The 26,496-nt window shown below is 73.3% G+C and carries 28 protein-coding genes and 5 pseudogenes; 1 reads left to right on the top strand and 32 read right to left on the bottom strand.

From position 1 onward, the window contains the following. Window positions 1-72 precede the first annotated feature (72 nt). The 21 genes and pseudogenes from murJ to arc all read right to left on the bottom strand — a co-directional run bounded on the left by murJ (window position 73) and on the right by arc (window position 19,467). Window positions 73-1,701 carry a murein biosynthesis integral membrane protein MurJ gene (gene murJ / locus KSP35_RS04210; protein WP_216999200.1) on the bottom strand — a complete coding sequence of 543 codons (1,629 nt, stop codon included), beginning with the start codon at window positions 1,699-1,701 and terminating at the stop codon, window positions 73-75. Further along, a complete protein-coding gene (locus KSP35_RS04215) occupies window positions 1,698-2,654 on the bottom strand; it encodes a copper transporter (RefSeq protein WP_216999202.1) in 957 nt (318 codons plus the stop codon). Before KSP35_RS04215 ends, murJ begins: the two co-directional genes overlap by 4 nt. 6 nt (window positions 2,655-2,660) lie before the next feature. Beyond that, window positions 2,661-3,695 carry a putative cytokinetic ring protein SteA gene (gene steA, locus KSP35_RS04220; RefSeq protein ID WP_216999204.1) on the bottom strand — a complete coding sequence of 345 codons (1,035 nt, stop codon included), beginning with the start codon at window positions 3,693-3,695 and terminating at the stop codon, window positions 2,661-2,663. Between the two features lie 114 nt (window positions 3,696-3,809). Beyond that, window positions 3,810-5,474 carry a DNA repair protein RecN gene (recN, locus tag KSP35_RS04225; RefSeq protein WP_216999206.1) on the bottom strand — a complete coding sequence of 555 codons (1,665 nt, stop codon included), beginning with the start codon at window positions 5,472-5,474 and terminating at the stop codon, window positions 3,810-3,812. Further along, a complete protein-coding gene (locus KSP35_RS04230) occupies window positions 5,471-6,127 on the bottom strand; it encodes an NAD(+)/NADH kinase (RefSeq protein ID WP_216999208.1) in 657 nt (218 codons plus the stop codon). The genes recN and KSP35_RS04230 overlap by 4 nt, the downstream gene beginning before the upstream one ends. Before the next feature lie 228 nt (window positions 6,128-6,355). Next, window positions 6,356-6,985, bottom strand: coding sequence for a TlyA family RNA methyltransferase (locus KSP35_RS04235; protein WP_254126983.1), 630 nt, complete (start codon window positions 6,983-6,985; stop codon window positions 6,356-6,358). 100 nt (window positions 6,986-7,085) lie between these two features. Next, window positions 7,086-7,136 (bottom strand): annotated as a pseudogene (locus tag KSP35_RS25575) (hypothetical protein); the annotation flags it as partial. A 37-nt stretch (window positions 7,137-7,173) separates the two neighbouring features. Continuing rightward, the gene (locus tag KSP35_RS04240; protein WP_216999210.1) at window positions 7,174-7,671 is read right to left on the bottom strand and encodes a phasin family protein; all 498 of its coding nucleotides are present in this window, start codon (window positions 7,669-7,671) and stop codon (window positions 7,174-7,176) included. A 96-nt stretch (window positions 7,672-7,767) separates the two neighbouring features. Then, entirely contained in the window at window positions 7,768-8,475 is a 708-nt protein-coding gene (gene lepB / locus KSP35_RS04245) for a signal peptidase I (protein ID WP_216999212.1), read from the bottom strand. Then, on the bottom strand, window positions 8,475-9,002 hold the full coding sequence (gene lepB, locus KSP35_RS04250; protein WP_216999214.1) for a signal peptidase I: 528 nt from the start codon (window positions 9,000-9,002) through the stop codon (window positions 8,475-8,477). Before lepB (KSP35_RS04250) ends, lepB (KSP35_RS04245) begins: the two co-directional genes overlap by 1 nt. Window positions 9,003-9,294: 292 nt before the next feature. Further along, window positions 9,295-10,239: a transcriptional regulator gene (locus KSP35_RS04255; RefSeq protein ID WP_216999216.1), complete on the bottom strand. Its 945-nt coding sequence runs from the start codon at window positions 10,237-10,239 to the stop codon at window positions 9,295-9,297. Next, window positions 10,236-11,156 (bottom strand): YafY family protein, encoded by a 921-nt coding sequence (locus KSP35_RS04260; RefSeq protein WP_216999217.1) that lies wholly within the window; start codon window positions 11,154-11,156, stop codon window positions 10,236-10,238. The genes KSP35_RS04255 and KSP35_RS04260 overlap by 4 nt, the downstream gene beginning before the upstream one ends. Before the next feature lie 11 nt (window positions 11,157-11,167). Then, complete coding sequence (locus tag KSP35_RS04265) at window positions 11,168-11,959, bottom strand: DUF3866 family protein (protein ID WP_216999219.1); 792 nt, start codon at window positions 11,957-11,959, stop codon at window positions 11,168-11,170. 43 nt (window positions 11,960-12,002) lie between these two features. Next, window positions 12,003-12,203: pseudogene (locus KSP35_RS25580) on the bottom strand (DUF3866 family protein); the annotation flags it as partial. Window positions 12,204-12,218: 15 nt separating this feature from the next. After that, window positions 12,219-13,577, bottom strand: coding sequence for a Pup--protein ligase (pafA, locus tag KSP35_RS04275; RefSeq protein WP_216999222.1), 1,359 nt, complete (start codon window positions 13,575-13,577; stop codon window positions 12,219-12,221). 69 nt (window positions 13,578-13,646) lie between these two features. Beyond that, complete coding sequence (locus tag KSP35_RS04280) at window positions 13,647-14,255, bottom strand: hypothetical protein (RefSeq protein ID WP_216999224.1); 609 nt, start codon at window positions 14,253-14,255, stop codon at window positions 13,647-13,649. A gap of 11 nt (window positions 14,256-14,266) precedes the next feature. Then, window positions 14,267-15,025, bottom strand: a complete 759-nt coding sequence (prcA, locus tag KSP35_RS04285; protein WP_216999233.1) for a proteasome subunit alpha — start codon at window positions 15,023-15,025, stop codon at window positions 14,267-14,269. 49 nt (window positions 15,026-15,074) lie between these two features. Next, entirely contained in the window at window positions 15,075-15,881 is an 807-nt protein-coding gene (gene prcB / locus KSP35_RS04290) for a proteasome subunit beta (RefSeq protein WP_216999234.1), read from the bottom strand. A gap of 86 nt (window positions 15,882-15,967) precedes the next feature. Continuing rightward, a complete protein-coding gene (locus KSP35_RS04295; protein ID WP_216999235.1) occupies window positions 15,968-16,162 on the bottom strand; it encodes a ubiquitin-like protein Pup in 195 nt (64 codons plus the stop codon). Between the two features lie 15 nt (window positions 16,163-16,177). Continuing rightward, complete coding sequence (gene dop, locus KSP35_RS04300) at window positions 16,178-17,683, bottom strand: depupylase/deamidase Dop (RefSeq protein WP_216999236.1); 1,506 nt, start codon at window positions 17,681-17,683, stop codon at window positions 16,178-16,180. 47 nt (window positions 17,684-17,730) lie between these two features. After that, on the bottom strand, window positions 17,731-19,467 hold the full coding sequence (gene arc / locus KSP35_RS04305; RefSeq protein WP_217002115.1) for a proteasome ATPase: 1,737 nt from the start codon (window positions 19,465-19,467) through the stop codon (window positions 17,731-17,733). Between the two features lie 425 nt (window positions 19,468-19,892). Between arc and KSP35_RS04310 the strand changes: the two genes are divergently transcribed. Then, a complete protein-coding gene (locus KSP35_RS04310) occupies window positions 19,893-20,126 on the top strand; it encodes a ferredoxin (protein WP_216999237.1) in 234 nt (77 codons plus the stop codon). 142 nt (window positions 20,127-20,268) lie between these two features. On the opposite strand, the gene KSP35_RS04315 is transcribed toward KSP35_RS04310, so the two are convergent. The 11 genes and pseudogenes from KSP35_RS04315 to KSP35_RS25595 all read right to left on the bottom strand — a co-directional run. Next, window positions 20,269-21,432 (bottom strand): MarP family serine protease, encoded by a 1,164-nt coding sequence (locus tag KSP35_RS04315; RefSeq protein ID WP_216999238.1) that lies wholly within the window; start codon window positions 21,430-21,432, stop codon window positions 20,269-20,271. A gap of 25 nt (window positions 21,433-21,457) precedes the next feature. Beyond that, window positions 21,458-22,237 (bottom strand): tRNA (adenine-N1)-methyltransferase, encoded by a 780-nt coding sequence (locus tag KSP35_RS04320; RefSeq protein ID WP_216999239.1) that lies wholly within the window; start codon window positions 22,235-22,237, stop codon window positions 21,458-21,460. Window positions 22,238-22,420: 183 nt separating this feature from the next. Beyond that, window positions 22,421-22,978, bottom strand: a complete 558-nt coding sequence (locus KSP35_RS23985) for a hypothetical protein (protein WP_254126985.1) — start codon at window positions 22,976-22,978, stop codon at window positions 22,421-22,423. 350 nt (window positions 22,979-23,328) lie between these two features. Then, window positions 23,329-23,373, bottom strand: a pseudogene (locus KSP35_RS25585) (hypothetical protein); the annotation flags it as partial. Then, the gene (locus tag KSP35_RS04330; protein ID WP_216999240.1) at window positions 23,370-23,570 is read right to left on the bottom strand and encodes a MoaD/ThiS family protein; all 201 of its coding nucleotides are present in this window, start codon (window positions 23,568-23,570) and stop codon (window positions 23,370-23,372) included. The pseudogene KSP35_RS25585 and the gene KSP35_RS04330, both read right to left, overlap by 4 nt. Before the next feature lie 41 nt (window positions 23,571-23,611). Continuing rightward, a complete protein-coding gene (locus KSP35_RS04335; protein ID WP_216999241.1) occupies window positions 23,612-23,926 on the bottom strand; it encodes a hypothetical protein in 315 nt (104 codons plus the stop codon). Continuing rightward, a complete protein-coding gene (locus KSP35_RS04340; protein WP_216999244.1) occupies window positions 23,926-24,135 on the bottom strand; it encodes a hypothetical protein in 210 nt (69 codons plus the stop codon). The genes KSP35_RS04335 and KSP35_RS04340 overlap by 1 nt, the downstream gene beginning before the upstream one ends. A gap of 29 nt (window positions 24,136-24,164) precedes the next feature. Next, window positions 24,165-24,512, bottom strand: a complete 348-nt coding sequence (locus KSP35_RS04345; protein WP_216999246.1) for a hypothetical protein — start codon at window positions 24,510-24,512, stop codon at window positions 24,165-24,167. Between the two features lie 107 nt (window positions 24,513-24,619). Then, on the bottom strand, window positions 24,620-25,240 hold the full coding sequence (locus tag KSP35_RS04350) for an LON peptidase substrate-binding domain-containing protein (RefSeq protein ID WP_216999248.1): 621 nt from the start codon (window positions 25,238-25,240) through the stop codon (window positions 24,620-24,622). A 121-nt stretch (window positions 25,241-25,361) separates the two neighbouring features. After that, a pseudogene (dacB, locus tag KSP35_RS25590) lies at window positions 25,362-26,027 on the bottom strand (D-alanyl-D-alanine carboxypeptidase/D-alanyl-D-alanine-endopeptidase); the annotation flags it as partial. A 91-nt stretch (window positions 26,028-26,118) separates the two neighbouring features. Beyond that, a pseudogene (locus tag KSP35_RS25595) lies at window positions 26,119-26,469 on the bottom strand (D-alanyl-D-alanine carboxypeptidase); the annotation flags it as partial. Window positions 26,470-26,496 lie beyond the last annotated feature (27 nt).

Below are 26,496 nucleotides of genomic sequence, written 5' to 3' on the forward strand. Positions count from 1 at the left end.
CTGCCGACGGCACCGCTGGCACCGTCGCCAGCAGCAGGCCCAGGACCAGGATCGCCCCGGCGGCGCGGGCCCTCACGACGGCCGCCCCCGCAGCGCGCCCACGAACTCGCTCGGCCGTGGGCCGCCGAGCGCCCACGTCAGCCCCACGTAGGCGACGGCGCCCGCCGAGCCGAGCCCCACCAGCAGCGCGAGGGCCCCGGTGCGCGTCGAGGTGTGGACCACGTTCGTCCCGGCCACCAGCACGAGGGCCACCACGGCCGCACCGAACGCCGGCCCGGAGACGGCCCGGGCGAGGTGGGACCGCCGCTGCGGGGCCTCCTTGGCGACCACGAGGTGCAGGAGCGCGGCGGCACCGGCGAGGTAGGCCAGCGAGTGCCCGACGGCGAGCGCCGCCACCCGGTGCCGGTCGGGCACCACGGCGTAGCCGACCGCCATCGCCACGCTCCCGCCGGCCACCACGGCCAGGTTGACCAGCGCCGGCGTGCGGGTGTCGCCCCGGGCGTAGCTCACCCGGCTGGCGAACAGGAACAGGGAGTAGCCGAGCAGGCCCGGGGCGAACCCGGCGAGCGCCCCCGCCACCTGGGCGGCGCCGCGAGGCGTCGTCTCGCCGAACAGGACGGCGTGGCTGATCGGGCCGCCGAGCGCCCCCAGGAGGGCTGCGGCCCCGGCGACCAGGTAGGCGACGGTGCGCACGCCGCGCTCGGTGGTCTCCACGAAGCCCGTGGCGTCGGCCGCTGCGTGTTGGCGGGCGAGCGTCGGGAACAGCCCCGTGAGCACCGGCAGGGCGAACAGCGCGTAAGGCAGCAGGAAGAACTGGAACGCGACCTGGTAGGCCACGACCCCACCCTCCACCCGGTTGCCGAGGACGAGCACGGTCACGAGGAGCAGCTGGCTGGCGGCCAGGAAGACCGCCGCCCACGCCCCCTGGCGGGCCAACCGGCGCACCTCAGGGTGGTGGCGATCGAGGTTGGGCCGCAGGCGGAACGACGACCGCAGCACCGCCAGGACCGGGAGGCCGCAGAAGGCGAGCACGCCGAGCGTGGTGCCGCCGGCGAGCACGATCGTCTCGAGGGTCGTGAGGTGCAGGGTCGGCGAGGCGCCGTCGCGCAGCCACCAGAACGCCGCGCAGGCGGCGATGACCACCACGTTGTTGGCGAGCGGCGCCACGGCGGGCAGGGCGAACCGGTGGTGGGCGTTCAGCACGCTGGTGGCCACGAGGCCGGCTGCGTAGAAGACGACCTGGGGCAGGAAGAACCAGAGGAAGATCGTCCCGAGGTGGGCCTGGGCGTCCCGGGCCGCGTCGCTGCCACCCCCGCTGAACAGCGCCCGGGCGATCCACGGCGCGGCCAACGCTCCCACCACCGCGACGCCGGTGAGCAGCACCGTGGTGAGCCCGAGGACCGCGCCGGCCACGTGCTCGGCCTCGGCCTGGTCGCCTCGGTCGAGCCGGGCGACCAGCGACGGGATCAGGACCGCCTGCACCAGCCCGGCGACCACCAGCTCGAACACCACGTTCGGGATGGTGTTGGCCGACTGGTACACGTTGCCGAGGAAGGTCGTGCCGAGCACCGCAGCCACCACCACGATGCGGACGAACCCCGTGAGCCTGGACAGCGCGGTGAGCGCGGTCATGGCCGCCATCGAGCGGGCCAGGCCGCTGGCAGGCTCGGCGTCGACGACGTCGGGGGTGGCGCTGCTCACGAGGCGCCGGGCAGCGGGGCCTCGCTCCCCGAGCCCAGGCCGTAGTGGCCGTAGGTCCCGGCGTCGGCGTCGGCGACGGCGTACACCGTGGCGAGCAGCCCGTTGACCGTCTCGAGGTCGTCGACGGTGGAGATCTCGTCGCGCAGGTCGGTCGCGTTGCGCACGGCGCCGACCGCCGCGGTCCGGGTCTCCTCTGCCTGGTCCCCCACCGCCGCGGAGACCAGCACCGATCGGGTGGGCCCGGCCTTGGCCATGGCCGAGAGCACGGGCACGAGGAAGTCGAGGTCCGGCGTGCGCGGGTCGGGGCCGGAGACGAAGACGTAGCGGTAGCCGCCGCCCGCCAGGACGGTGCTGGCGTCTCCCCCGCCGTCGGCCGCCTCGTAGCCCAGGTACTTGGCCTCCAGCAGCTTCTGCACCAGTTCCGGGGACCCGGCCTCGGAGGTCACCGCCCGGTCGGCCGCCTTGCGCAGGTCGGTGGCCACCGCGGTGGTGAGGGCGCTCTGCAGGACCGGGCGGGACTGGCCGGTGGTGCCGAGCAGCTCCGCCAGCTGGTCGTCGTCACCGGCGTCGAGCCGCAGGCGGTCGGTGATGGTGAGGGTGCCGCGCAGGTCGGCCCCGGCGGCCACGAGCAGCTGGCGCAGGCGGTCCAGCGAGTCGCCGTCGATGTTCTCGTTGGCGATCACCAGGACCGGCACGTCGGTGAGGCGATCGCCGACGACGCGGCTGGCCGAGGCGAAGAGGGCCTGTTCGGCGGAGTCGCCTCGGTCGACCTCGTCCTGGAGCTCGGCGTTCTTCTCGTTGGTGGCCTTGATGCCGCCCTCGGCCTTCGAGATCTGGGTGCGGAGCTGGTCGACGGTGGCCTTGTTGAGGAAGCCGGTGCCCATGGCCACCCCGATCGCGAGGGCGAGGAAGACCGCGGTCAGGCTGACCACGTGGTAGCGGAGGTTGATCATGGGTCCCTACCGGAAGCTCAAGAGGAAGCCCCGGAACACGAGGCGGATGGGTTCGCTGACGGCCACGAGCAGCAGGAGCGTGGCCAGGGCGGCGCCCACCAGCAGGAGCAGGTCCCGCTTGCGGACGCGGTGCTGGTACAGCCGGCTCACGCCCCGGGCGTCGACCAGGATCTGGCCGACCTTCATGCGCACGAGGAAGGTGGACGCCATGCCGCCGCGGCCCTTGTCGAAGAAGTCGACCATGGAGTTGTGCGAGCCCACCAGCACGATGAGCTCGGCGCCCTTCTCGAAGGCGAGGAGCATGGCGATGTCCTCGGACGTGCCGGCCGACGCGAAGACGTCGTAGTCCAGCCCGTGCTCGTCGAGCACCTCGGCGCCGGGGGCGTGCCCGTCGACGAAGCCGTGCACGATGAGCCCGGCGCCGCAGCGCAGCGCCGACTCCGAGACCGAGTCCATGTCGCCCAGGATGAGGTCGGGCTTGACACCGGCCTCGATGAGGGCGTCGGCGCCGCCGTCGACGGCGATGACCAGCGGCCGCATCTCCTGGATGTAGCCGGTGCGGCGGAGGAGGTCGAGGTCCTCCTTGTAGTCGGCGCCCCGGACCACCACCAGCACGTGTCGGCCCCGGAAGTCGAGGTCGACGTCGGGGATGTGGGGGTCGTCGACCAGCAGGTGGGCCTCGCGCTGCAGGTAGCTGAGGGTGTTCTCGGCGAAGCGCTCCAGCTCCTCGCCCATGGCCCGGCGGGCCTCCTCGATGACGCCCTCGAGCGAGGCGCTGGTCTGGCGCTGCCCGGTGAGGCGGTGGGCGCCGTCGATCCACAGCTGGTTGCCGACCACGGCGACCTGGGACCCCTCGGCGATGGCCTCGAGCGTCTCGGGCCCGCAGCTGTCGAGCAGCGGGATCCCCGCGCCGACCACGAGGAGCGGGCCCACGTTGGGGTACCGCCCGCTGGCCGACGGCGACGCGTTCACGACCGCGCCGACCTGGGCCGCCACCAGCCCCTCGGCGGCGATGCGATCGAGGTCCTCGTGGTCGATCACCGCGACCTCGCCGGGCCGGATGCGGCGCAGCAGGGCCTTGGTCCGCCGGTCGGCGCGCCGTGCCCGCTGCGTCGGGGCCCTCTCCCAGGGGCGCGGCGGTGGCCTCCATGGCCATCAGCGCCCGCGCTCCTTCGAGGCCAGGGCGAGCAGCTCGGCAGCGGCACCCTGGACCCGCTCGCTGTCGGGCGTGCCCGAGAGCATGCGGGACAGCTCCACCACCCGGTCGTCGCCGTCCAGGGTCGCCGCACCGGCCACGGTGGTGCCGCCGCGGACCGCCTTCCGGACGTGGACCTGCTGGTCGGCGAACGCCGCCACCTGGGGGAGGTGGGTGACCACCAGCACCTGGTGGTCGGCGCCGAGCGCCGCCAGGGAGCGGCCCACGGCCAGGGCCGCCTGGCCGCCGATCCCGGCGTCGACCTCGTCGAAGACCAGCACCGGCGGGGCTTCGCTCAGGACCAGGCGCAGCGCCAGCATCGAGCGAGCGAGCTCGCCACCGGACGCCACCTTGGTGAGCGGGGCGGGATCGACGCCCGGGTTGGCCGCCAACAGGAAGGCGACGTCGTCGCCCGGGTCCTCGGCGCCCACCGCGACCTGGAGGCGGGCGTTGGGCATGGCCAGGTCCCGGAGGTGCCCCTCGACCGCCCGGGCCAGGGCGGGGGCGGCCTTGCGCCGCGCCTTGCCGACGGCGGCCGCGGCCTTGGCCTCGCGCTGGTCGGCTTCGGCCAGCCGGGCTTCGAGCGCGGCGGCTCGGGCGTCGTGGCTCTCCAACCGCTCCAGGCGCTCGGCCACGGCGTCGCGGTAGGCGATGACGTCGTGGAGGGTGCCACCGCCGGTCCGGCGCCCCTCGTCGTCGACCGGGGCGGTGCCGTACTTGCGACGCAGGTCCACCAGCAGCTGGCGGCGCTCGCGGATGCCGGCCAGCCGCTCGGGGTCGTCGTCGATGGCTTCGCCCGAGGCCCGCACCTCGGCGGCCACGTCGGCCAGCTCGGCCTGGGTGGAGCGCAGGCGCTCGACCAGCAGGGCGAAGGGGGCGTGGCCGTCGAGCGCGGCGATCGCCACGCCGACGCCGTCGCCGGCACCGCGCTCCTCGGTGAGGGCCGCCACGGCGAGCCCGGCGACCTCGCGGTGGCTCACGGCCCCGGCCAGCAGGTCCTCGAGCTCGTCGAGCGCCCGGTCCTCGTCGGGGTCCTCGAGGCCGGCGCCGTCGAGCTCGCCGAGCTGGAAGCGCAGCAGGTCTGCCTCGCGGGCCCGCGCACCGGCGTCGCCGCCGAGCGTGCCGAGCTCCTCGGCGATGGATCGCCGCTCCGCCCGGGCAGCTTCGAGCGGCGCGAGGTCGACGCCGGCGAAGCGGTCCAGCGCGTCGCGCTGGGTGCGGGTGGCCAGCAGCGACTGGTGGGCGTGCTGGCCGTGCAGGTCGACCAGGGCCACGGCCTCGTCGGCCAACGCCGCGGCGGTGGCCATCCGGCCGTTCACGTAGGCGCGGGACCGGCCCTCGGCGGGCACGATCCGGGTGAGGATCAGCTCCTCGCCATCGAGGTCGAACCGCCCTTCCACCACCGCCTCGGAGGCTCCGGCGCGCACCAACCCCGCGTCGGCCCGGCCGCCGAGGAGCAGGTCGATGGCCCCCACCACCATGGTCTTGCCGGCGCCCGTCTCCCCGGTGAGCGCGGTCATCCCCGGGCCCAGCACGAGCGACAGGTGGTCGATGATGCCCAGGTCGGTGACGGCGAGCTCCACCAGCCGGCCGCGCGGCGCCACGGGACGGACCGGCGCGCTCATCGGTCGTTCAACCCGAACTTGGCCTTGAGGATGCGGTGGAAGTCCTGGCCGCCGAAGGTGACGAAGCGGGCCGGGCGCGGATCGGCGGCGACGGTGACCGTGGCCCCCGGGGGGAGCACGCGGATGTGCTCGCCATCGACGGCCACCGCCGCGGCCCGGTCGCCCAGCACCTCGACCACGACGGTGCTCGACGGCTCGAGCACCAGCGAGCGGTCGAACAGGGAGTGGGGCGAGACCGCCGTGAGCAGCAGGGCCCGGTGGGTGGGCGCCACGATCGGGCCACGGGCCGAGAGCGAGTAGGCGGTCGAACCGGTGGGCGTGGCGATGATGACGCCGTCGGCCACGTAGTTCGTGAAGAACTCGCCGTCGATGCTCACCCCGAGGCGCACCGTGCGTCCCATGGCCTGCTTCTCGATGACCACCTCGTTGAGCGCCGAGGGCAGCGTGCCCCACAGGCGTTGGCCCTCGGTCTCCTCGTCGGCGCCCGGGCTGGGCGGCGGCGTCAGGTGCGCGGCCACGAGCAGGCGCTCGGTGGTGCTGTGCTCGCCGGCGAAGTAGCCCGCCAGCGCCTGCTCCCAGCCGGTGGGCTCGACCTCGGCGAGGTAGCCCAGCTGGCCGAGGTTGATGCCGAGGACGTGGGCATCGGCCTGCACGGCCCGGCGCGTGGCGCAACATGGTGCCGTCGCCGCCCACCGACACCACCAGGTCGATCCCGAGCACGCCGTCGTCGTGCTCGGGGCGGGGCCCGGCGCCCGGCACCAGGGCGGCTTCGTCCGGCGAGGCGACCACGCGGTGGCCCCGGTCGACGAGCCACCGGGCGAGGTCGGCGCCCAGGTCGAGGGCGTCGGGCCGGCCGCCGTGCAGGAACAGCGCCACCGTGCTCACCGTGTGCCTGCCTCGTCCAGCGCCGCGGCCACGAGGGCCTCGAGGTCCGGGCGCGGCGCCGCCTCGGGCCCGGGGGCCCGGGCGTGGAGGAGGAACTCGACGTTGCCGTCGGCCCCGCGCAGCGGTGAGGTCATCAACCCCATGATGGCGGTTCCGCGCTCGTCGAGCGTGCCGGCCACGTCGCGCAGCACGCGCGCCCAGATCTCGGGGTCGGTGATGACGCCCCGTCCCTCGGCCGCTTCGGCCTTGGCCGCCTCGAACTGCGGCTTGACCAGCCACACCAGGTCGGCGCCGGGCCGGACCAGCGCGAGGAGCGCGTCGGCCACCGTCCGCAGCGAGATGAAGGACAGGTCGGCGACCAGGACGTCGGCGAGGTCCCCGAGCTGGCCGGGCTCGACGTGGCGGACGTTGGTCCGCTCGTGGACCTCCACGCGCGGGTCGGTGAGCAGCCGCTGGTGCAGCTGTCCCCGGCCCACGTCCACCGCGACGACCGCCGCGGCCCCGGCCTGCAGCGCGCAGTCGGTGAAGCCACCGGTGGACGACCCGGCGTCGAGGACGCGGCGACCGGTCAGGTCGAGGCCGAAGCGCTCGAGCGCGGCGGCCAGCTTCTCGCCGCCGCGTCCCACGAACCGCGCGTGGGCCCGCGACGACGAGGGGCTCGTCGGCGGCGACCTGCCGCGAGGCGTTGGTGGCGGGTGCGCCGCCGACCAGCACCTCGCCGCGCTCGATGGCCTGTCGGGCCTGCTCTCGGTCGGGCGTCAGGCCCCGGCGGACCAGCTCGGCGTCGAGCCTCCGGCGGGGAGCCGTGGGAGCCTCAGCTCGCGGTCTTCTTGGCCGCGGGGGCCTTCTTGGCGACCGTCTTCTTGGCGGCGGCGGCCTTCTTGGCCGGGGCCTTCTTCGCCGCGGCCTTCTTGGCGGCCGGCGCCTTCTTGGCGGGGGCCTTCTTGGCGACCGTCTTCTTGGCGGCGGTGGCCTTCTTGGCCGGCGCGCTCTTCTTGGCGGCGGTGGCGGCCTGCTTGGCGCCGGGCTTGATGGCCTCGATCAGCTTCTCGACCCGCGTGATGTCGGCGATGGTGGCGAGCCCGAGGGACTCGGCGGAGGAGGAGATCTCCTGGCGCACCTGGTCGATGAAGGCCTCGGTGTTCTTGCGGCTGCGCTCGACCAGGTCGGCGACGACGGCCTGGGCCTGCTCGGTCTGGACCTCGCCGGTCTTGACGAGATCCTTGACCAGCGCCTCGGCCTTGGCCTGGGTGATCGCGGTGAACGCCATGCCGGCGTCGAGGTACCTCTTGAGGACGTTGCTCTGAGCCATGAGGGCGAGGTTACCTGGAGTACGCAACTGCTTGCAAAAGTTTGCACCCTGAACCTGACGCAGGCGACGGGCCCGTCCACCGGGGCCCGAGCACGCTCACAGGCCGCCGGTGTGCGAGGGCGGCCAGATGATGAACATGGCCCGGCCCACGATGAGGTCCTCGTCGATGGGACCGAAGCAGCGCCCGTCGTGGGAGTGGGTGCGGTTGTCCCCCAGCACCAGGACGTGGCCGGCGGGGATCTTCAGGCCCTCGGCGGTGTTGAGGCCGGTCACCTCGCCCGGCCCGCATGCCACGCTGGCGTCGGTGGGCTGGCCGCTGGTGTAGGGCTCGTCGAGCTCCTTGCCGTCGATCTTCACGCTGCCCTCGGTGATCGACACCCGGTCGCCGGGCAGGCCGATGACCCGCTTGATCAGGTCCTTCTCCGTCAGGGCGGGGTCGTTGCCCGGTCGCTCGAACACCACCACGTCGCCTCGCTCGACGTCGCCGAACTTGTAGGACAGCTTGTTCACGACCACGCGGTCGTTGATCTGCAGCGTCTCGGTCATCGACTCCGACGGGATGTAGAAGGTCTGGAACAGGAAGGTCCGGACGATCACCGCCACGATGATCGCCCCGAACAGCACGGCGGCCCACTCGACCATGTTCCGGGTCTGGGACTTGGGCGGCTTGTCCTTGCGGCGGCGTCGCCCGCCGCGCTCGGGAGCGGCGGCGTCGCCGTCGTCGCGGGGTCGTTTGCGGACGCGCTCGCCGGTGGCCCCGGCGACGGAGGCGTCGGGGATGGTCGGTTCGTCGGGCGGCACCATCACAGCCCTCCCATCTTCGAAGGGGGCCAGATGATCACGAAGGCCCGCCCCACGATGGAGTCCTCGTCGATGGGGCCGAAGCAGCGGCCGTCCTGGGAGTTCACGCGGTTGTCGCCGAGCACCAGGACGTGGCCGGCCGGGATGCGCAGGCCCGCTTCGGTGTCGATGCCCTTGGTGTCGCCCAGCCCGCAGCCGACGTTGGCCTCGGTCTCGAGGCCGTCGGTGTAGGGCTCGTCGAGCACGCGCCCGTCGATGCGGACGGTGCCGCCCATGATCGACACGTGCTCACCGGGGAGGCCGACGACCCGCTTGATCAGGTCCTTGATCGTGCCCTCCTGGTTCTTCGGCCGTTCGAAGACCACGACGTCGCCGCGGTGCACCCCGTGGACCTCGTAGGCCAGCTTGTTGACCAGCACCCGGTCGTTGCGCACCAGGGTGTTCGACATGGACGGAGACGGGATCCAGAACTGCTCGAAGGCGAAGGTGCGGACGAGGACCGCCACCACCAGCGCACCCACGACGACCACGCCCCAGCGCAGCGCGCTGCGTCGGCGGGGCGCCGCCTTGGCGGCGTTGCGGGCGGCTCGGGCCCGTCGGGCTGCGGCGACGTCCTCGTCGGTGACCTCGACGACCGCCGCCGACCGGTCACCCTCGGTGGCGCGTCGGACCGAGTCGGTGGCGAGGGCGGTGTCGCCGTCGCCGGAGGGGGCATCGGGCGAGCGCTCGCTCGGGGGGGTCGCCTGCCTCGGATGCCACGACGGGCGACGCTAGCGCGGCGCCCCCGAGGGTCGGTCGCGTCGAGGAGCGCCGGCGCGCGGCTCAGCGGTAGCGGGCCAGGACGCGGGCCGCCGCGTCCGCGAGGACGTCGCCCTCGCCGAGCTCCGGGTCGATGCGCACCACGTGAGCCGTCGGTCCCAGGCGGAGCAGGAGCCGCTCGAGCCAGGACCGGCCGGCCACCGCGAGGGTCACCACCAGGCGGCCGTCGGTGCTCGGCTCGACGGCGACGACCGGGTAGGCCTCGGCCACCCAGCGGGCATCGGCCGGCAGGTCGAGCACGATCTGGGGCAGGCGGTCGGGGATGCGCACGGTGGCGGCCAGGTCGGCGGGGGCGGGCTTTGCAGGCTCGTCGAGCTGCTGGACGGCCTCCATGCGGTCGAGGCGGAAGCGGCGGGGCTCGTCGCGCTCGACGGCGCGCCCGGCGAGGTACCAGAGGCCCTGCACCGCGAAGACCCGCCACGGGTCGACGACCCGGTCCTCGACGACGTCGCGGCCGTAGCTCCAGTAGGTGAAGCGCACCTGCCGACCGGCCGCGATGGCCTCGGCGAGCAGGCGGCCCGTGGCCCCGCCCTCCGGATCGAGGTCGACGTCGACGGCCTCCCCCGGCTCGATGCCCAGCAGCGCCGCCAGCTTCGACAGCGCCCGCCACAGCGGCGAGTCGTCCGCCGCGTCGTCGGCGACGAGGGCGTCGGCGGCGGCGACCAGGGCCAGCCCCTCGGCCGGGGTGAGCCGGAGCGGGCGGTCGAAGGAGAACAGGCGCACCCACACGCGACCGTCCTCGACGATGACCTCGAAGGGCATCTCGTCGTAGTGCAGCGAGTCGGCGCCGATCATGGCGGCCATCTCGAGCTCCTTCACCAGCTCGGGGCGGGCCAGCCCGAAGCGGTCGCACAGCTCGGTGATGGGCACGCCGTCGGGTTGGCCGGCCGCCCACTGGAGGATGGCCAGCAGGCGCTGGATGCGGGTGCCCGCGGTGACCCGGCTCATCGGGCCGCCACCTCCTCGAGCCAGCCCACCAGCTCGGCGCGCAGCTCGGGGGGCGACCGCAGCTCGGCCCGGTCCAGGAAGGCCAGCAGCCAGGACCTGAAGCCCTCGCGGTTCGTCACCACGAGCGACACCACCAGGCCCGAGTCGTCGTCGCTCACCACCTGCGCATCGCCCAACTCGGCGCGCACCGCGGCGGCCACGGCGGGATCGAACCACACCTCGGCCGTCACGGGGTCGGTGTGGCCACCCAGGACCCACGGATCGAGGCGCAGGCCGGGCACCGCTTCGACCGGCCGCTCGAACGCGCTCGGCGGCGTGTCGAGGGCCACGCCGCCCTCCACCCGGCTCATCCGGTACCAGCGCTCCTCGCCGCGGACGTGGTCGAAGCCGTTGAGGTACCAGCGGCCCCGCAGGAACTCGAGGCGGTACGGGTTCACGACCCGTTCCACCCCGTGGTACCCGAAGCGCAGGGACCGCCGCTCCGCCACCCCGGTGAAGGCGGCCACCAGGTCCGGGTCGGCAGGGATCTCGGCCACCGGCGCGGTTGCGGCCGCCACGCCACCGAGCTTGAAGAGGGCGCGCTGGCCCATGCCGCCGTCGGACGCCACCACGGCGGCGGCCAGGTTCAGGGCCTCGAGCTCCTCGGCGTCGAGGCCCGGGTCGCGCAGCTCGTAGTCCCGCGGGCGGATGCGGTAGCCCAGGATCGGCGGGTCGGTGCCCGGCACGCTCTCGACCAGGAGCGGCACCCCCATCTCCCGCAGCTCGTCCTTGTCCCGCTCGAACGCCCGCTTGAAGGACGCGTCCTCGTCCGGGTAGCCGGGGACCCGACGGCGCAGCTCGGCGGCGGTGACGGGCCGAGGCGCGCCGAGCAGCGCGTTCATGAGGGTGATGAGCCGCTCGATCTTCGCCTGGGCCATGGCGACCGATCCTACGGGGCGCCCGCGTCGCCCCGTCCGGGCTCACCGACCGCTCGGGCGGCGAGGATGCCGGCCGCGGCCGCTGCGGCGAAGTACAGGGGGTCCTGGTCCGGGCTGCGTCCCATGGTGGTGACGGCGAGGTCGGCGGCACGGAGCAGGGCTGCCGGGTCGCCCGGGTCGACGGGCACCCAGCGGTGCCGGTGGGTGGCCGGGGGGTCGACGCCGGGCGGGACGGCCACCTGCACGTCGGAGCGCACGGCGTCGAGGGCGGTGAGCGAGTGGTGGCTGATCCCCTGGTGGCGGGGCCGGGGGTCCGCCGAGGAGCAGCGGAGGCAGGCCAGCGGGGTGGCCCCGAGCCAGGCTGCGGCATCGAGCACGCCGGCCACCTCGAGGGCGGTGTAGCCGAGGCGGCTCCCGGTGCCGGCGCCCCCGGGGCCCATCGCGACGACGACCACCTCGGCGTCTAGGCGGTGCCGGGCCAGCGACAGGGCCGAAGCCACGTTCAGCGCCTCGACGTCGCCGCCGAAGGCGTGCCCGGCGGTGACCGTGGCGTGCAGCAGGCCCCGCTCGACGAGGGCCGCCACCTGGTCGCTGAGGGCCAGCGGCAGGGCGGCGCCGTCGGTCATCACGTACACCACCCGGGTGCCGGGTCGGGTGGCGGCGATGGCGGCGGCGATCACGGGCAGCTGGCTGTGGACGCCGGCCGCCACCACCGGCAGGCCGTCGAGCCGCTCGGGGAGCGAGCCGGGTTGCTCCTCCCCCGCCCCGCTGTCGACCTGGAGGCTGGTGTAGCGCAGCTTCATCAGGTGCCCGGGGCCCGCTTCGGCCCAGGGTCCGCGTGAGGTTCCAGTGGACGACGTGCCACCCGCCGCTGCCGAGGCCGAGGCCGACGGCGGTGGTGTTGCAGACCACCCGGTCGCCCACCGCGATGGGCCCGGTGAGCTGGGTCAGGGCGTAGGCGCGGTCACCGTCGTCCAAGCGGGCCCGGACGAGCCCGGGACGACGCTCGATGATCTCGGCGACGGTGGCCTCGCGGAACGCGGGCACCGGCTCAGCCCGCCGTCACAGCGAGGCGATGAGCTTCTCGACCCGCTCGTCGTGGGCCTTGAACGGGTCCTTGCACAGCACGGTGCGCTGGGCCTGGTCGTTGAGCTTCAGGTGCACCCAGTCGACCGTGTAGTCCCGCTTCTTCTCCTTGGCCTTCCGGATGAACTCGCCGCGCAGGCGGGCCCGGGTGGTCTGCGGCGGCTGGTCGGTGGCCAGGTCGATCTCGTCGTCGTCGCACACCCGGTCGACCATGCCGCGGTCCTGCAGCCGGTAGAAGAGGCCACGGTCGCGGTTGATGTCGTGGTACTGCAGGTCGACCAGCGCCACGCGGGGATCGCTCAGGGGCAGGTCGTGGCGGTCCCGGTACTGCTCGATCAGGTTGTGCTTGATCACCCAGTCGCACTCCCGATCGAGTGACAGCGGGTCTCGCTCGATGGTGGTGATGGCGTGCTCCCACGCGCCGAGCGCCATCTTCTCCTCGGGGCTGAGGCCCCGGGTCTCGGCGTAGCGGATGGCGCGAGAGAGGTACTCGCTCTGGATGTCGAGCGCCGAGACCTCGCGGCCGTTGGCCAGCCGCACCCGGCGGGTGCAGGTGATGTCGTGGCTGATCTCGCGGATGGCCCGGATGGGGTTCTCCAACGTCATGTCCCGCAGGACCACGTTGGGCTCCTCGAGCATGCGCAGCAGCAGGCTGGTGGCCCCGACCTTGAGGAACGTGGCCTGCTCGCTCATGTTGGAGTCGCCCACGATGACGTGCAGCCGCCGGAACCGCTCGGCGTCGGCGTGGGGCTCGTCCCGGGTGTTGATGATCGGGCGGGACCGGGTGGTGGCGCTGGAGACGCCCTCCCAGATGTGCTCGGCCCGCTGGCTGATGGAGAACATGGCGCCGCGGGCGGTCTGGAGGACCTTGCCGGCGCCGGCGTAGATCTGCCGGCTCACCAGGAACGGGATCAGCACCTCGGCGTAGTGGCCGAAGTCGTCGCGGCGGCTGGTGAGGTAGTTCTCGTGGCAGCCGTAGGAGTTGCCCGCCGAGTCGGTGTTGTTCTTGAAGAGGTAGATGGTGCCCCGGATGCCCTCCTCGTGGAGGCGCTGCTCGGCGCTCACCAGGAGCTGCTCGAGGATCCGCTCGCCGGCCTTGTCGTGGATGACCAGCTCCCGCACGGAGTCGCACTCGGGGGTGGCGTACTCGGGGTGGCTGCCGACGTCGAGGTAGAGGCGGGCGCCGTTGGCCAGGAAGACGTTGGAGCTGCGGCCCCAGGACACCACCCGGCGGAACAGGTATCGGGCCACCTCGTCCGGGCTCAGGCGGCGCTGGCCCCGAGAGGTGCAGGTGACGCCGTACTCGTTCTCGAGACCGAAGATGCGGCGTTCCACGGCGTCACCGTACCGGCGGGCCGCGCCCCTGCGATGCCACCCGGTGCGGCGGCGTCGGCGATCACCCGGTCAGGACGAGCAGCGCGCTTCGAGTGCGGCGCGCAGCTCGGGCGAGGGGTACTTGGCGTCGATGCGCTCGAACGAGCGGCCCACCTCGGTCAGCTGCGCCTCCACGCCGCTGACCAGGGCCGCCACCTGGCGCTGGAACGCGTCGGCGTCGTCGGTGGGCAGCGCAGCTGCGGTCTTGCCGGCATCGGCGATGGCCTGGCGGTAGTCGGTGAAGCGATCGGCCAGGTCGTCGACCAGCGCGTCGCCGTCGACGACGTCGGGCACGCCGCCGCGGCGGAGCTCGGCGAGGAGGGCATCGGTGTCGCGCTCGGCCCGGGCGAAGAGGTCCTCGATGGCGGCCTTGGCGCCGGGGACGTCGCCCGGGTCGACGCTGCCCGCCACCCCTGCTCCGGCCTGGGCGACCTTCACCGACCACGCGCCGAACGCCGAGCAGAACCCCGTGGCCCAGCGGTCGATCGGCACGGCGTCGGCGGGGTGGCCGTCGGTGGTCGTGGTGGTGGTGGCGAGGCGGGTGGTCGAGCTCGGCGCGGCCTCGGAGCCCGTTCCGCTGGTGCACGCCGCCGCCACGAGGGCGGCGGCGAGCGCCAACGCGGCGAGCGAGGTGCGCACGGCCCTTCGGCTCAGGCCGGCTCGTCCGTCGCCGGGGCGTCCGGAGCGGCGTCCTCGACCGGGGCGTCGGCGCCGGGCAGCGCCGGTGGCTCGACGGCGAGGGCCACCGAGACCTCGGCGTCGTCCAGGCGGCGGAAGCAACGGCGGGCCGCGGCGCGGTCGAGCAGGGCGACCTCCAGGTCGGCGGCCACCAGGGTGCGGTCCGGGCCGGAGAGGGCCGACGCCGCCACGCGCAGGGCGGTGCCCAGGTCGGGCCCGTCGCCCAGGCCGGCCTTGACCCGCTCGGCCACCGTCTCGGCGTCGCCGCCGAGCACGGCGAAGGCCGTCTCGTCGATCACGGTGCCGTCGTAGAGCAGGTGGAAGAGCTGGTCCTCGGCGGCCTCGGCGCCCACCTCGGCCACCAGGATCTCGACCTCGAGCGGCTTCATCTCGTGGGTGAAGACCTGGCCGAGGATCTGGGCGTACTGGTTGGCCAGGCTGCGGGCGTCGACGTCCTCCCGGCTGAACGAGTAGCCCTTGAGGTCGGCGGCGCGGACGCCGGAGATGCGGAGCTGGTCGAACTCGTTGTACTTGCCGACGCCGGCGAAGGCGATGCGGTCGTAGATCTCGGAGACCTTCCGCAGCGTGCTCGACGGGTTCTCGGCGCACACGACGATCCCCTCCACGCAGATGGCGGCCACCAGGCTGCGGCCGCGCGAGATGCCCTTCCGGGCGTAGTCGGCGCGGTCCTTCATGACCTGCTCGGGGGCGACGTAGAAGGGCATGCTCATCGGAGGGCTCCGGCGGTGGAGAGGGAGGGGCGGGCGGTGCGGGGGCGCATCAGGCGACGCTCGCCCCGGTGCTGTCCTCGGTGCCGGCGACCAGGCGGGCGTAGGCCGACGCGAGGTCGGCGTCGGGGACCCGGGTGAAGCCGACGGCGTCGATGGTGGCCACCACCGGCCAGATGCCGCGCACCGGGTCGGGGCCGCCCGTGGCGGAGTCCTCGTCGGCCGCGGTGACCAGCGCCTTCAGGGCCAGGTCGATGGTGGCCCCGCTGTCGAGGCCTTCGGCGAAGCCGAGCTTCACGACCGTGGCGGCGTGCAGGCCGCCCGAGCCGGAGGTGGCGTAGTCGTTCTCCTCGTACCGGCCGCCCGTGACGTCGTACTGGAAGAGCCGCCCGGCCTCGCGCCGCGTGTCGTAGCCGGCGAAGAGCGGCACGACGGCCAGGCCCTGCATGGCGGCGGGCAGGTGGTTGCGGACCATCTGCGAGAGCTGGTTGGCCTTGCCCTCCAGCGAGAGGGCGCCGCCCTCGACCTTCTCGTAGTGCTCCAACTGCAGCTGGAACAGCTTCACCATCTCCATGGCGGGGCCGGCGGCACCGGCGATGGCCACGCCCGACCAGCGATCGGCGGCGAAGACCTTCTCGATCGACCGGTGGCTGATGAAGTTCCCCGACGTGGCCCGGCGGTCGCCAGCCATGACGACGCCGTCGGCGTAGCGGATGGCCACCACCGTGGTGCCGTGGGTGATCGATCCGGCGGCGCTCACGGGACCGGACGGTGCGGCGGGGACGAGGCCCTGGCGACGCAGCAGCGCTGCGAAGTCCGGGCCCGGGTCGTCGCCGGGAGAGAAGGTCGGGATCTGCACGCGGCCGAGGGTACCGGACCGCCACCCGCCCCCGACCCCGGCTCCTCGGCGCGCCGCGCCCGGTCTCTGGCGAAGGGCCGAGGCGGCTACTCGCCGCCCTTCTGGACGTAGGAGCGGACGAAGTCCTCGGCGTTGGACTCCAGGACCTCGTCGATCTCGTCGAGGAGGTCGTCGATCTCGGACTTCAGCTTCTCGCCGGTCTCGGTGTTGACCGGGGCCTCGGCGACCTCTTCGGCCTTCCGGGCGGGGGCGACCTTGCGCTTCTGTTCCTGTTCAGCCATCTGGGACCCTCCGTGTCAGGCGCCGCTCAGCCGGGCCAGGAGCTCGGCTGGAGTGGCGCTTTCGTCCACCAAGGTACCGACGTGGGCGCGCGTCCCGCGCAATGGTTCCATCATCGGCACGCGACGCAGCGAGTCCTCCCCCACGTCGAACACGATCGAGTCCCAGTTGGCCGCCACCACCTGGTCGGCCCAGCGCTGGAGGCAGCGGCCGCGGAAGTAGGCCCGGGTGTCGGTGGGCGGGTCGGTCATGGCGCGCGTGGCCTCGTCGTCGGTGGTGAGGCGGACCAGGCCGGCGCGGGCCGAGAGCGACCGCTCCGGTCGCACGTCGTGGTACTGGAGGGCGAGGGCGGCGAGCCGCGGGTCGTCCCAGCCGACGCCGTGGCGATCGCGGTAGCCGTTCAGGATGCGGTACTTCGCCACCCAGTCGAGCCGGTCGGCCAGCGCCATCGGGTCGGACTCGAGGCCGGTCAGGACCTGCTCCCAGGTGTCGAGGACCTGGGCGCCGACCTCGCCGCCCACGGTCTCGAGCCCGCGCTCCTCGCCCCACTTGCGGGCTCGGTCGAGCAGCTCCCACTGCACCTCCAGCGCGGTGACGGTGGTGCCGTCGACCAGCTCGAGCGGCCGGTGGAGGCCGAGGTCGTAGGAGACCTGGCGCATGGCCTGGACGGGGCTGCGGAACGCGAAGGTGCGGGGCAGGGCGTCGTCCTCGACCATGGCGAGCACGAAGGCGGTGGCCCCCACCTTCAGGAAGGTGGCCGTCTCGGAGCAGTTGGCGTCACCGGTGATGACGTGGAGCCGCCGGTACCTCTGGGCATCGGCGTGGGGCTCGTCACGGGTGTTGATGATGGGCCGCTTCAGCGTGGTCTCGAGGCCGACCTCGGCCTCGAAGAAGTCGGCGCGCTGGGTGAGCTGGAAGGGGACGTCCTTGATCCCCAGCCCCGGCGCCTCGGAGCCGATCTTCCCGCTCCCGGTGTAGAGCTGGCGGCTGATGAAGTGGGCGGTGGCATGGGTGATGATCTTGCCGAAGGGGACGGCGCGATCCATGAGGTAGTTCTCGTGGCAGCCGTAGGAGTTGCCCTTGCCGTCGGAGTTGTTCTTGTGGACGACCAGCTCCTGGCCCTCGGGCAGGAGGCGGTTGGCCGCCACGATGGAGCGCTGCAGGATCTGCTCGGCCGCCCGGTCGAAGACCACCACGCTGCGGGCGTCGGCGCACTCGGGGGTGGAGCACTCGGGGTGGGCGTGGTCGACGTAGTAGCGGGCCCCGTTGGTGAGCACCGCGTTGACCAGGTGGGTCTCGACCTCCGGGGGCGACGACGGTCCGGCGGGGCCCCGCGCGTCGTTGCCGGGCGACTCGTCCTCGAAGTCCCAGCCGACCTTCGGCCCGCCCTCCTGGGCCCGCGCCAGGTCGCCCAGGTAGGCGTTGATCAGCATCGACGATGCCGTGACCGGGTTGGACTCGCCCGCGCCGCGGTGCACGATCCCGAACTCGGTCTCGATCCCGATCACCTTGTGCACGGCCATGGGCGGACCCTACCCGTGCCCTGCGCAGAGGCGACCGGCGCTGGGGCCTAGAGGTACTGGCCGGTGGCCACCCGCTCGATGGACCGGCCACCCTCCGGCTCGGCCTCGTCCGGGCGCTTGATGAGCGTGCGGATGTAGACGATCCGCTCGCCCTTCTTGCCCGAGATCTTGGCCCAGTCGTCCGGGTTGGTGGTGTTGGGCAGGTCCTCGTGCTCCTTGTACTCCTGGTGGATGGAGTCGATGAGGTCGGAGGTCTTGATGCCCCGAGGACCGCCCCCGATGAGGCGCTTGATGGCCAGCTTCTTGGCGCGCCGGACGATGTTCTCGATCATGGCCCCGGACGCGAAGTCCTTGAAGAACATGATCTCCTTGTCGCCGTTCTGGTACGTGACCTCGAGGAACTGGTTGTCCTCGTCGTCGCGGTACATCTCCTCGACGGTGGCCTCGATGATCGAGCGCACGCACTTCTCGGGATCGCCCCCGCCCAGAGACTCGACCTCGGCCGCGCTCAGCGGCAGGTCGCTGGTGAGGTAGCGGGAGAAGATCTGCGCCGCCGCCGTGGCGTTGGGCCGCTCGATCTTGATCTTCACGTCCAGCCGGCCGGGCCGCAGGATGGCCGGGTCGATGAGGTCCTCCCGGTTCGAGGCGCCGATGACGATCACGTTCTTCAGCGTCTCGACGCCGTCGATCTCGGCCAGCAGCTGCGGGACGATGGTGCTCTCCATGTCGGAGGAGATGCCGGTGCCACGGGTCCGGAACATCGAGTCCATCTCGTCGAAGAAGACGATGACCGGCCAGCCCTCCTCGGACTTCTCCCGGGCCCGCTGGAACACCAGGCGGATCTGGCGCTCGGTCTCGCCGACGTACTTGTTGAGCAGCTCCGGGCCCTTGATGTTGAGGAAGTAGCTCTTGGCGTGCTCGTCTCCGGACACGAGGGCGACCTTCTTGGCCAGCGAGTTGGCCACCGCCTTGGCGATGAGGGTCTTGCCGCAGCCGGGAGGGCCGTAGAGGAGGATGCCCTTGGGGGCGGGCAGCTTGTGCTCGGCGAAGAGCTCGGCGTGCACGAACGGCAGCTCGACCGCATCGGCGATCTGCTCGATCTGGCCGTCGAGGCCGCCGACGTCGTCGTAGGAGATGTCCGGCACCTCCTCGAGGACCAGCTCCTCGACCTCGGGGCGGGCCAGCTTCTCGATGAGCAGGCCGGATCGGCCGTCCATGAGGACGGTGTCGCCGGCGCGGATGCCCAGCTCGATGAGCTCGTCGGACAGCTCGCAGACCCGCTCGTCGTCGGCCCGGCCCACGATGAGGGCCCGGCCGCCGCCCATGGCGTCCTTGACCGTGACCACCTCGCCCGTGCGGTCGTTGGCCCGGTTGAGGATGACGCTGAAGCTCTCGTTGAGGGCGACCTCGTCGCCCTGGTTGAGCTGGTCGGCCAGCTCCGGCATGACGGCCACCCGCATCTTGCGGCCGCCGGCGTGCACGTCGACGGTGCCGTCGTCGTTGGTGCCGAGGACCGTGCCGTAGGCGGCGGGAGGTTGGGTGAGCTTCTCGACCTCCTCGCGCAGCGCCGCGATGTGGTCGCGCGCCTCGCGGAGGGTGTAGGTGAGCTTCTCGTTCTGGCTCACGGCCTGCTGGAGCTGGCCCTTCGTCTCGAGCAACCGCTCCTCGAGGGTGCGCACCCGCTTGGGCGCGTCCTGGATGCGCCGGCGGAGCGTGACCACCTCTTCTTCGAGGGCTCCGGCGGTGTCGCGGAGCTCGGCGAGCTCGGCCTCCTGCTCGGACAACCGCTGCTGGAACTCGTCGGTGCTGACGGGAACCACCTCCTCGGGGATCGGGGCGACGGTGCCGCCGGCCGGGGCCGGTGGCGCCTCGTGGTCGACGCTACACACGCCCACCCGGGGTGCGCGCCACCCCTTCTGAGGGTTCACGACGGCGAAACACCCCCGCGACAGCTCCGCCGCCGAGCCCGCCCCCGCCCACCCCACCCCGGCGAACTTGTGGGCCCACGCTGCCGGAAACGGCGGTGTGGGCCCACAAGTTCGAGGGGATGGGGCCGATGGGGTGGGGCGGTGCGCCGCGGTGACGGACGACCTCGGGGAGCCACCCGGGTGGGTTCACGGATCACCGGGGTGGTCCGCTACCATCCGAACCACGGCTCGACGGCCACCCACGAAGGGTGGCGCCACCCGATGAAAGAGGCAACCGCACCATGAAGGTCTGGATCGACCAGGATCTCTGCACCGGCGACGGGCTCTGCGAGGAGATCGCCCCCGACGTCTTCACCCTCCTCGACGATGGCCTCGCCTACGTCAAGGAAGGCGCCAAGGTCTTCTCCGACCCGGGTGGCCCCGAGGGCCTCGCCGTGGTGCCCGCCGGCCAGGAAGAGGCCACGATCGAGTCCGCCGAGGAGTGCCCCGGCGAGTGCATCTTCATCGAGCTCTGAGCTTGCAGCACCTGCGTGCCGTCCGGATGGGGCCCTACGGGGCCCCATCGGTCGTTTTGGGCCGCGGTCGCGCACCGGTCCGGTCCGGCGCTCGCCCCTGAGGCGAGCCCGTCGTCGGCAGCCGGCCGGCGGCGCGGGGCGGTCAGCCGATGCAGCCGCCGGCGGAGACGGTCTCCGTGCCCACCGTGCGCAACACCGCCTGCAGCTCGCGGGTGCTGAGGGCGTAGGCCACCCCGGGGCGGTCCGGGGCGATGGCGAAGGCCACGCCCACCACGTCGCCGTCGGGAGAGACCAGGGCCGAGCCCGAGTCGCCCGGGCGCAGGGCGGCGGCGAGCACCAGGACCTGGCGGGTGACCCCGGGGTTGTCGTAGATGTCGGAGCCGGTGGCGTCGATGCGCTGGCCCACCTCGAACGGCGCCAGGCGCAGCGGGCCGCCGCCCGGGTGGCCGAACACGGCGCCGCGGTCGCCCTCGGCGGCGGCACCCAGCGGGAGCGCGGGCCGGTCGAGGCCCTCCACGTGGATGATGGCGAGGTCGCGGTCGGGGTCGAAGGCCACCACGCTGCCGGTGCGGCGGCGCCCGTCGGTGGTCACCACCTCGGTCTCGGACTCCCCCGCCACGACGTGGGCGTTGGTGGCCACCAGGTCGTCGCCCACCACGAAGCCGCTCCCCTCCTGGATCTGGTCGCAGGCCTGGCCGGCGACGAGCACGGTGGAGGCGGTGACCTTCGCGGTGAGGGCGTCGGACAGCCCGCCCGACGCCGGGGGCGGGCCCAGCTCGGGTGCCGGCCGCATGGCGTCGAAGACCCTCGGGTACCGGTCGCCGAGGAGCCGGCGCACGCTCTTGCTGGGGTCGGGCGCCTCCGGGAAGATGCGGTCGACCGCGCGCACCACCACCGAGCCCCGGGCCTGGCGGGCCGGCCAGTCGGGGACGTCGGCCATGGCGGGGACCACCAGCCACACGGTGACCGCCACGCCCACGATGCCGGCCACGGCGCCGACCACCGCGTCGACCCGCCGAGCTCGCCCGGCGGGGATGGCGAGGTGCAGGCGAGAGCCGACGAAGAGCCCGAGCGCCTGGCCGAGGAGCCCGCCGCCGATGACCACGCCGGCGGCCACGAACACGAGGTCGGCCCGGTCGATCCGCTGGTCGAGCCGGTCGATGATCGAGGGCAGGGCCAGGCTGCCCGCCACGATGCCGATCAGCATCCCCAGCCAGGACGTGGCGCGCGTGACGAAGCCCAGCCGGTACCCGCCGACCGCCGCGGCCGCTGCGAGGACGACGAGGACGAGGTCGAGCCCGTTCACGGCGTGGCGCCAGACCTGCCCGTGCCTACTGGCCGGGCAGCAGGCGGGCGTGGGTGAGGAAGCCGGTGTGGGCGACCATGCGGTGGTCGGGCCGGACCGACGTGCCGTCGATGTTCCATCCCCGGTGCAGGACCTCGATGGTCTCGGCCAGCTCGAAGCCGCTCTCGACCATGCGCTCGCGGAGCTGCACGGCCTGGATGATGGTGGGCGTGTAGGCCACGAGGATGCCGCCCGGGCGCAGGGCGGTCTCGGCGTGGGGGACCACCAGCCAGGGCTCCGGGAGGTCGAGCACGATGCGGTCGAGGCTCTCCTCGGAGATGCCCTCGTAGCAGTCCCGCTCCTCGACCCGGTAGTGCTCGGCCAGCTCGGGTCCGCCGAAGGCCAGCACGTTCTTCACGGCCCGGGCGGCGAAGTCGGCCCGGATCTCGTAGCCGGTGACGATGGCCCCGGCGCGCAGCAGCGTCATGGACAGGGCGCCGGAGCCCACGCCGGACTCCAGGACCCGTGCGCCGGGGAAGATGTCGGCCAGCATCAGGATCGGGCCGAGGTCCTTGGGATAGATGACCTGGGCGCCGCGGGGCATCTTGAGCACGAAGTCGCTCAGCGTGGGGCGGAACGCGGTGAACGTGGCGCCACGGGTGGAGCGCAGCGGGGCGCCCTCGGGCTTGCCGATGATGTCGTCGTGCGGGATGAACCCCGAGTGGGTGTGGAACTCGCCGCCCTCGGCCAGGGTCACGAGGTACCGGCGCTTCTTGCGGTCGATGAGCAGGATCTGCTCGTCGGCGCGGAAGGAGCGGTCGGGCAAGGCGGGCGACGGGGCGGCGGTGCCGGCCTCGGCACCCTCGACCTCGACGAGCGCGTCCGGGCACCTCGACCTCCACCTGAGGTGCGGGGTCGGGGGCGGGAGCCCCGGGCTCGTCGGCGGTGGTGCTGGTGGGGTCGTCCATGGGTGCGTCGGTGCTCTCGTGGTCGGGTTCGGTGGGGGCGGTCATGCGTCGACCCGCTTGCCCTTGATGGTCAGGTGCACGGGCTCGGCGCCCTCGGTCTTCTCGAGCAGGCGGCAGAACGCGCAGATCTCGGAGGTGGTGGGCACCCCGCAGCGGGTGCAGGCCGCGGTGTCGCCGGCCTCGGCGTGCTCCGGGGTGGCATCGGCGAAGCGATCGACGGCGCGGGCGAGGAAGCCGAAGTAGAACGCCTGCTTGGCGCCGGGCGAGGTGGCCTCGATCTCGTTGAGCGCCTCCTTGTACCCGATGTGCTTGTTGCCGACGGCCATCGGGCACTCCTCGACGATGTAGTCGATCCCCCGCAGCACGCAGTAGGCCGCCATCTCCCGTTCGCCGAGCCGCACGAGGGGCTTGATCTTGCGGGGGAAGCCGGGGCGGGCGGGCAGGACGGGGCGCTGGCGGGCGAGGTACTCGCTCTGCCAGCGGAGGGTGTTGCCGAAGAGCACCGCGGCCTCGTCGTCGAGGTTGTGGCCGGTGGCCACCGCGGCGTAGCCCCCTCCAGGGCCGCTCGGTCGAAGAGGTGCCGCTTCGAGAGGCCGCACGCCGAGCACGGCACCCGCTTGGTGACCGCGGCGGCGGTGGGCACGTCGTAGCCGTAGGTGTCGCGGAGGTCGACCTGGATGAGGTTGAGCCCGCGCTGGTCGGCGAAGGCCCGCACCTGGTCGCCGGAGCGGTCGCTGTAGCCGCCGATGCCGAGCCCGATGTAGAAGCCGTCGGCCTCGTATCCCAGCTCCACGAGGATGTCCCAGAGGGCGAGGCTGTCCTTGCCGCCCGACACGGCCACGAGCACCCGCTCGTCCGGCGCCAGCATCGAGAAGTCGCCGATGGCCCGGGCGGTCTGGTCACGGACCAGCTTCAGGAAGTGCTCGGAGCAGAAGTTGGCGTTGTGCCGGCGGATGTCGATGACCGCCGGCTCGCGGCACACCTTGCACTTCACGCTGCGCCCCCGGAGATGACGGGGCGGATCTCCACCACGTCGTCGGCCGCCAGGAGGGCGTCGCCCGGCACGAGCGTGCCGCCGCGGATCACCAGGACCGACTCGCGGTTCAGCTCCAGCTTCTGGAGCAGGGCCACGATGCTCATCGGGCCGTCGAACTGGAGGGTGCGGTTGGGGTTGCGGAGGTTGACCTGCACCCCTCCATCCTGCCCGGTGGCGACCACCGGGCCGGATTCCGTCAGCGAGCGGCCCGGCGGGCCTTGCGGCCCTTGGCCTTGCGCCCCGAGCCGGCCGCCGCCGCCGCACCGGGCACGGTGTCGAGCGTCGCCCGGCCGTTGGCGATCACCAGGCGCTGGCCGGGCTTGAGCTCCTCGGACAGGAGCAGCTCGGGCTTGCGCTCGGCCATGCGGCGGACGGTCCGCAGGGTCCAGAGGCCCGTGCCGACGTAGAACCAGCCCTTGGAGCCGCCGAAGAGGCCCCGGCTGATGCCGGCGCGCTCGGCGATGCGCAGCACGCCGCCCCGCTTGCCCTTCGCCGCTCGTCCCCGGGCCATCAGAACCGCCGGACCTCGATGAGGGTGGTCTTCTTGCGGCCTCGGCTCCGTCCGAAGAGGAAGACGCCGAGCACCACGGCCACCGCGACCACGGCCCCGACGGTGACCGCCGTGGTCTTGGCCGCCTCGGCGCGATCGTCGACGTCGCCGGTGAGCTCACGGAACTTCGACTCGATGTCCTCGCGGGTGATCTTCTCTTGCTCGGCCACAGGCCGGCCTCCCTTGGCTTCGGTGGGGCTCACGAACGGGCCTTGGCGGACTTCGACGGCTTGCTGATGGCCTTCACCGCCAGGGCGATCACGACGGCCGAGACCACGAGGGCGACCGCGTAGGGCACCCAGTTCCAGCTCCCGGTGAGGTGGGGCCCGGTCTCGGTCTGGAGCCCGCGCAGGATGGCGAGGGCGGCGAACAGCACGCCCAGGCCGAGCAGCAGGGCGCCCGGGACGCCGTAGGCGAGGAACCGCCCGATCGACTTGAGCGGGTCGACCGTCTCCTGCTTGGCGTAGTCCTTGACGAGCTGCCAGAGGTCGGCGATGACCTCGGCGGTGCCCTTCTCCTCGGACTTCTTCGCACCCGTTGGTGCCACATCGCCTCCAGGCGGTTGGGTCGGACCTTGCTACTGCCCTGCGCCCACCCGCGCAAGAACCCGCAGCTCAGGCCGCACAGGGTAGTCGGACGGCTCCGGGGGCCTGCTCAGCCGCCGGCGAGGCGGGCCCGGCTGACCTGCTCGTCCTCGTCGAGCAGCACGTCCAGCCGGGCCAGGCGCTGCTCGATGCTGGGCGCCGCGAGGAGCTGCTGGCGGTCGAGGTCGCCGAGCGGGGCGACGGTGGCCAGGCGGTGGCTGTCGAGCGACGGTTCGCCCAGCTCCAGGTCGACGGTGGCCGGTGGACCGGGGTCGCCCAGCTCCGCGTGCAGGGCCAGGACGCGCCGCACCCTGGCGCGTCCGGCGGCCAGGGCGTCGGCCACCGCGGCGCCGGCCGGCGGGTCGGGCCAGTCGGAGACCCGGGCGACGGGGTGCGGGGCGTCGTCGTCCCACCCGTCGACCCGGATGCGGCCGGTGCCGACGGCGAGGATGCCCCAGCGCCCGTCGGCCGTCTGCTCGGCCTGCACGATGTGGGCCCGGGTGCCGACCTCGGTGCGCTGCTCGCCGCCGCCGACCTCGCTCCCACGGGAGATGAGCACCACGCCGAAGTCCTCGTCCGCTGCCAGGCAGCGCTCGACCAGGGCCTTGTAGCGGTCCTCGAACACGTGCAGGGGCAGGACGGCGCCGGGCAGCAGGACCGACTGCAGCGGGAACATCGACAGCGTGGCCACCTGCGCAGCGTAGGGAGCGATCGGCGCGACCAGCGGGGCGGCCGCTTGGTCGGTGCACGGCGGCACGTAGGAGCCGAGCACGCGCGAGGAGGTCCTGGGCACCGAGCACGCTGGCGTCGACCGGCTTGCCGTTGGCCACGTAGGCGAAGGTGATGGTGCCGCCCCCGTCGAGGGGCACGAAGCCGGCGAGCGCGGTGACCGTGTTGAGGGTGCCGGTCTTGGCCCGCAGCCGCCCTTCGGCGGGGCTGCCGCGGAACCGGGCGACGAGGGTTCCGGTGCGACCGGCGACGGGGAGCCCGGGCCCGAGGGTGCCGTCGATGCCGCCGCTCTTCGCGAGGACGCCGACCAGCTCGTCGCACGTCACCCGGTTCGCCGGGTCGAGGCCGGAGCCGTCGACCACGTCGGCGCCGGCGGTGCCGACGCCGAGGGCGGCGGCCCGCGCCTCGATGACCGCCGCGCCGGCGACGGTGGTGCCGGCACCGCCCTTCGCGGCTCCCAGCTCCTTGGCCAGCATCTCGGCGGTCTGGTTGTCGCTGTAGGTCAGCATCTGGTGGACGATGTCGAGCAGCGGCTTCGAGCTGACCTTGGCCACCTCGGCGGCCCCGGCGGGGGCGACGCCCGTCGCAGCGGGGGCGCCGATCTGCACGCCCCCGAGCAGCAGCCGGTCGTTGAGGGCGCGGGCGGCGTCGAGCGGCGGGTCTGCCGAGCGGTTGCGCTCGACCGGGGCGTCGCTGCCGAGAGGCGGGAACGCCAGCGTGTAGCCGTCGTCCAGGTCGAGGGCGCTCAGTGGGCCGGACTGCTCCTGGCCCTCGTAGCGCGGGCCAGCTCGGGCCGCTGCGCACGCTGTCGTACCGGCTCTCGTCGCCCAGGATGCGGCCGGTCACCCGGGTGATGCCGGCGGCCCGGACCTCCGAGGCAAGGGCGTCGAACGAGGTGGTGGGCTGGTCGTCGCCGATGCGGCGGACCAGCCGGTAGGCGTCGGTGACGAGCGTCGGGTCGCCGCCGCCCACCAGGACCAGGTCGCCTTGGACCACGCCGCCCGCCACCGGTCCCGTGGCCACGACGCGGGTGTCGAACCGGTGGTCGGCCCCCAGCTGGTCGAGGGCGACCTCGGCGGTCAGCAGCTTCTCGGTGGATGCCGGGACCAGCGGTTGCGCGCTGTCGTGCTGGTAGGCGACCTTGCCGTCGACCCGGACGCTGAGGCAGGTGTCCGGCGGCGAGAAGGCCATGACGGCGTCGAGGTCGCGCTTCAGGGT

Origin of the sequence: Aquihabitans sp. G128 (assembly GCF_019048865.1) — a bacterium.
In the GTDB taxonomy this organism is placed as follows: domain Bacteria; phylum Actinomycetota; class Acidimicrobiia; order Acidimicrobiales; family Iamiaceae; genus Aquihabitans.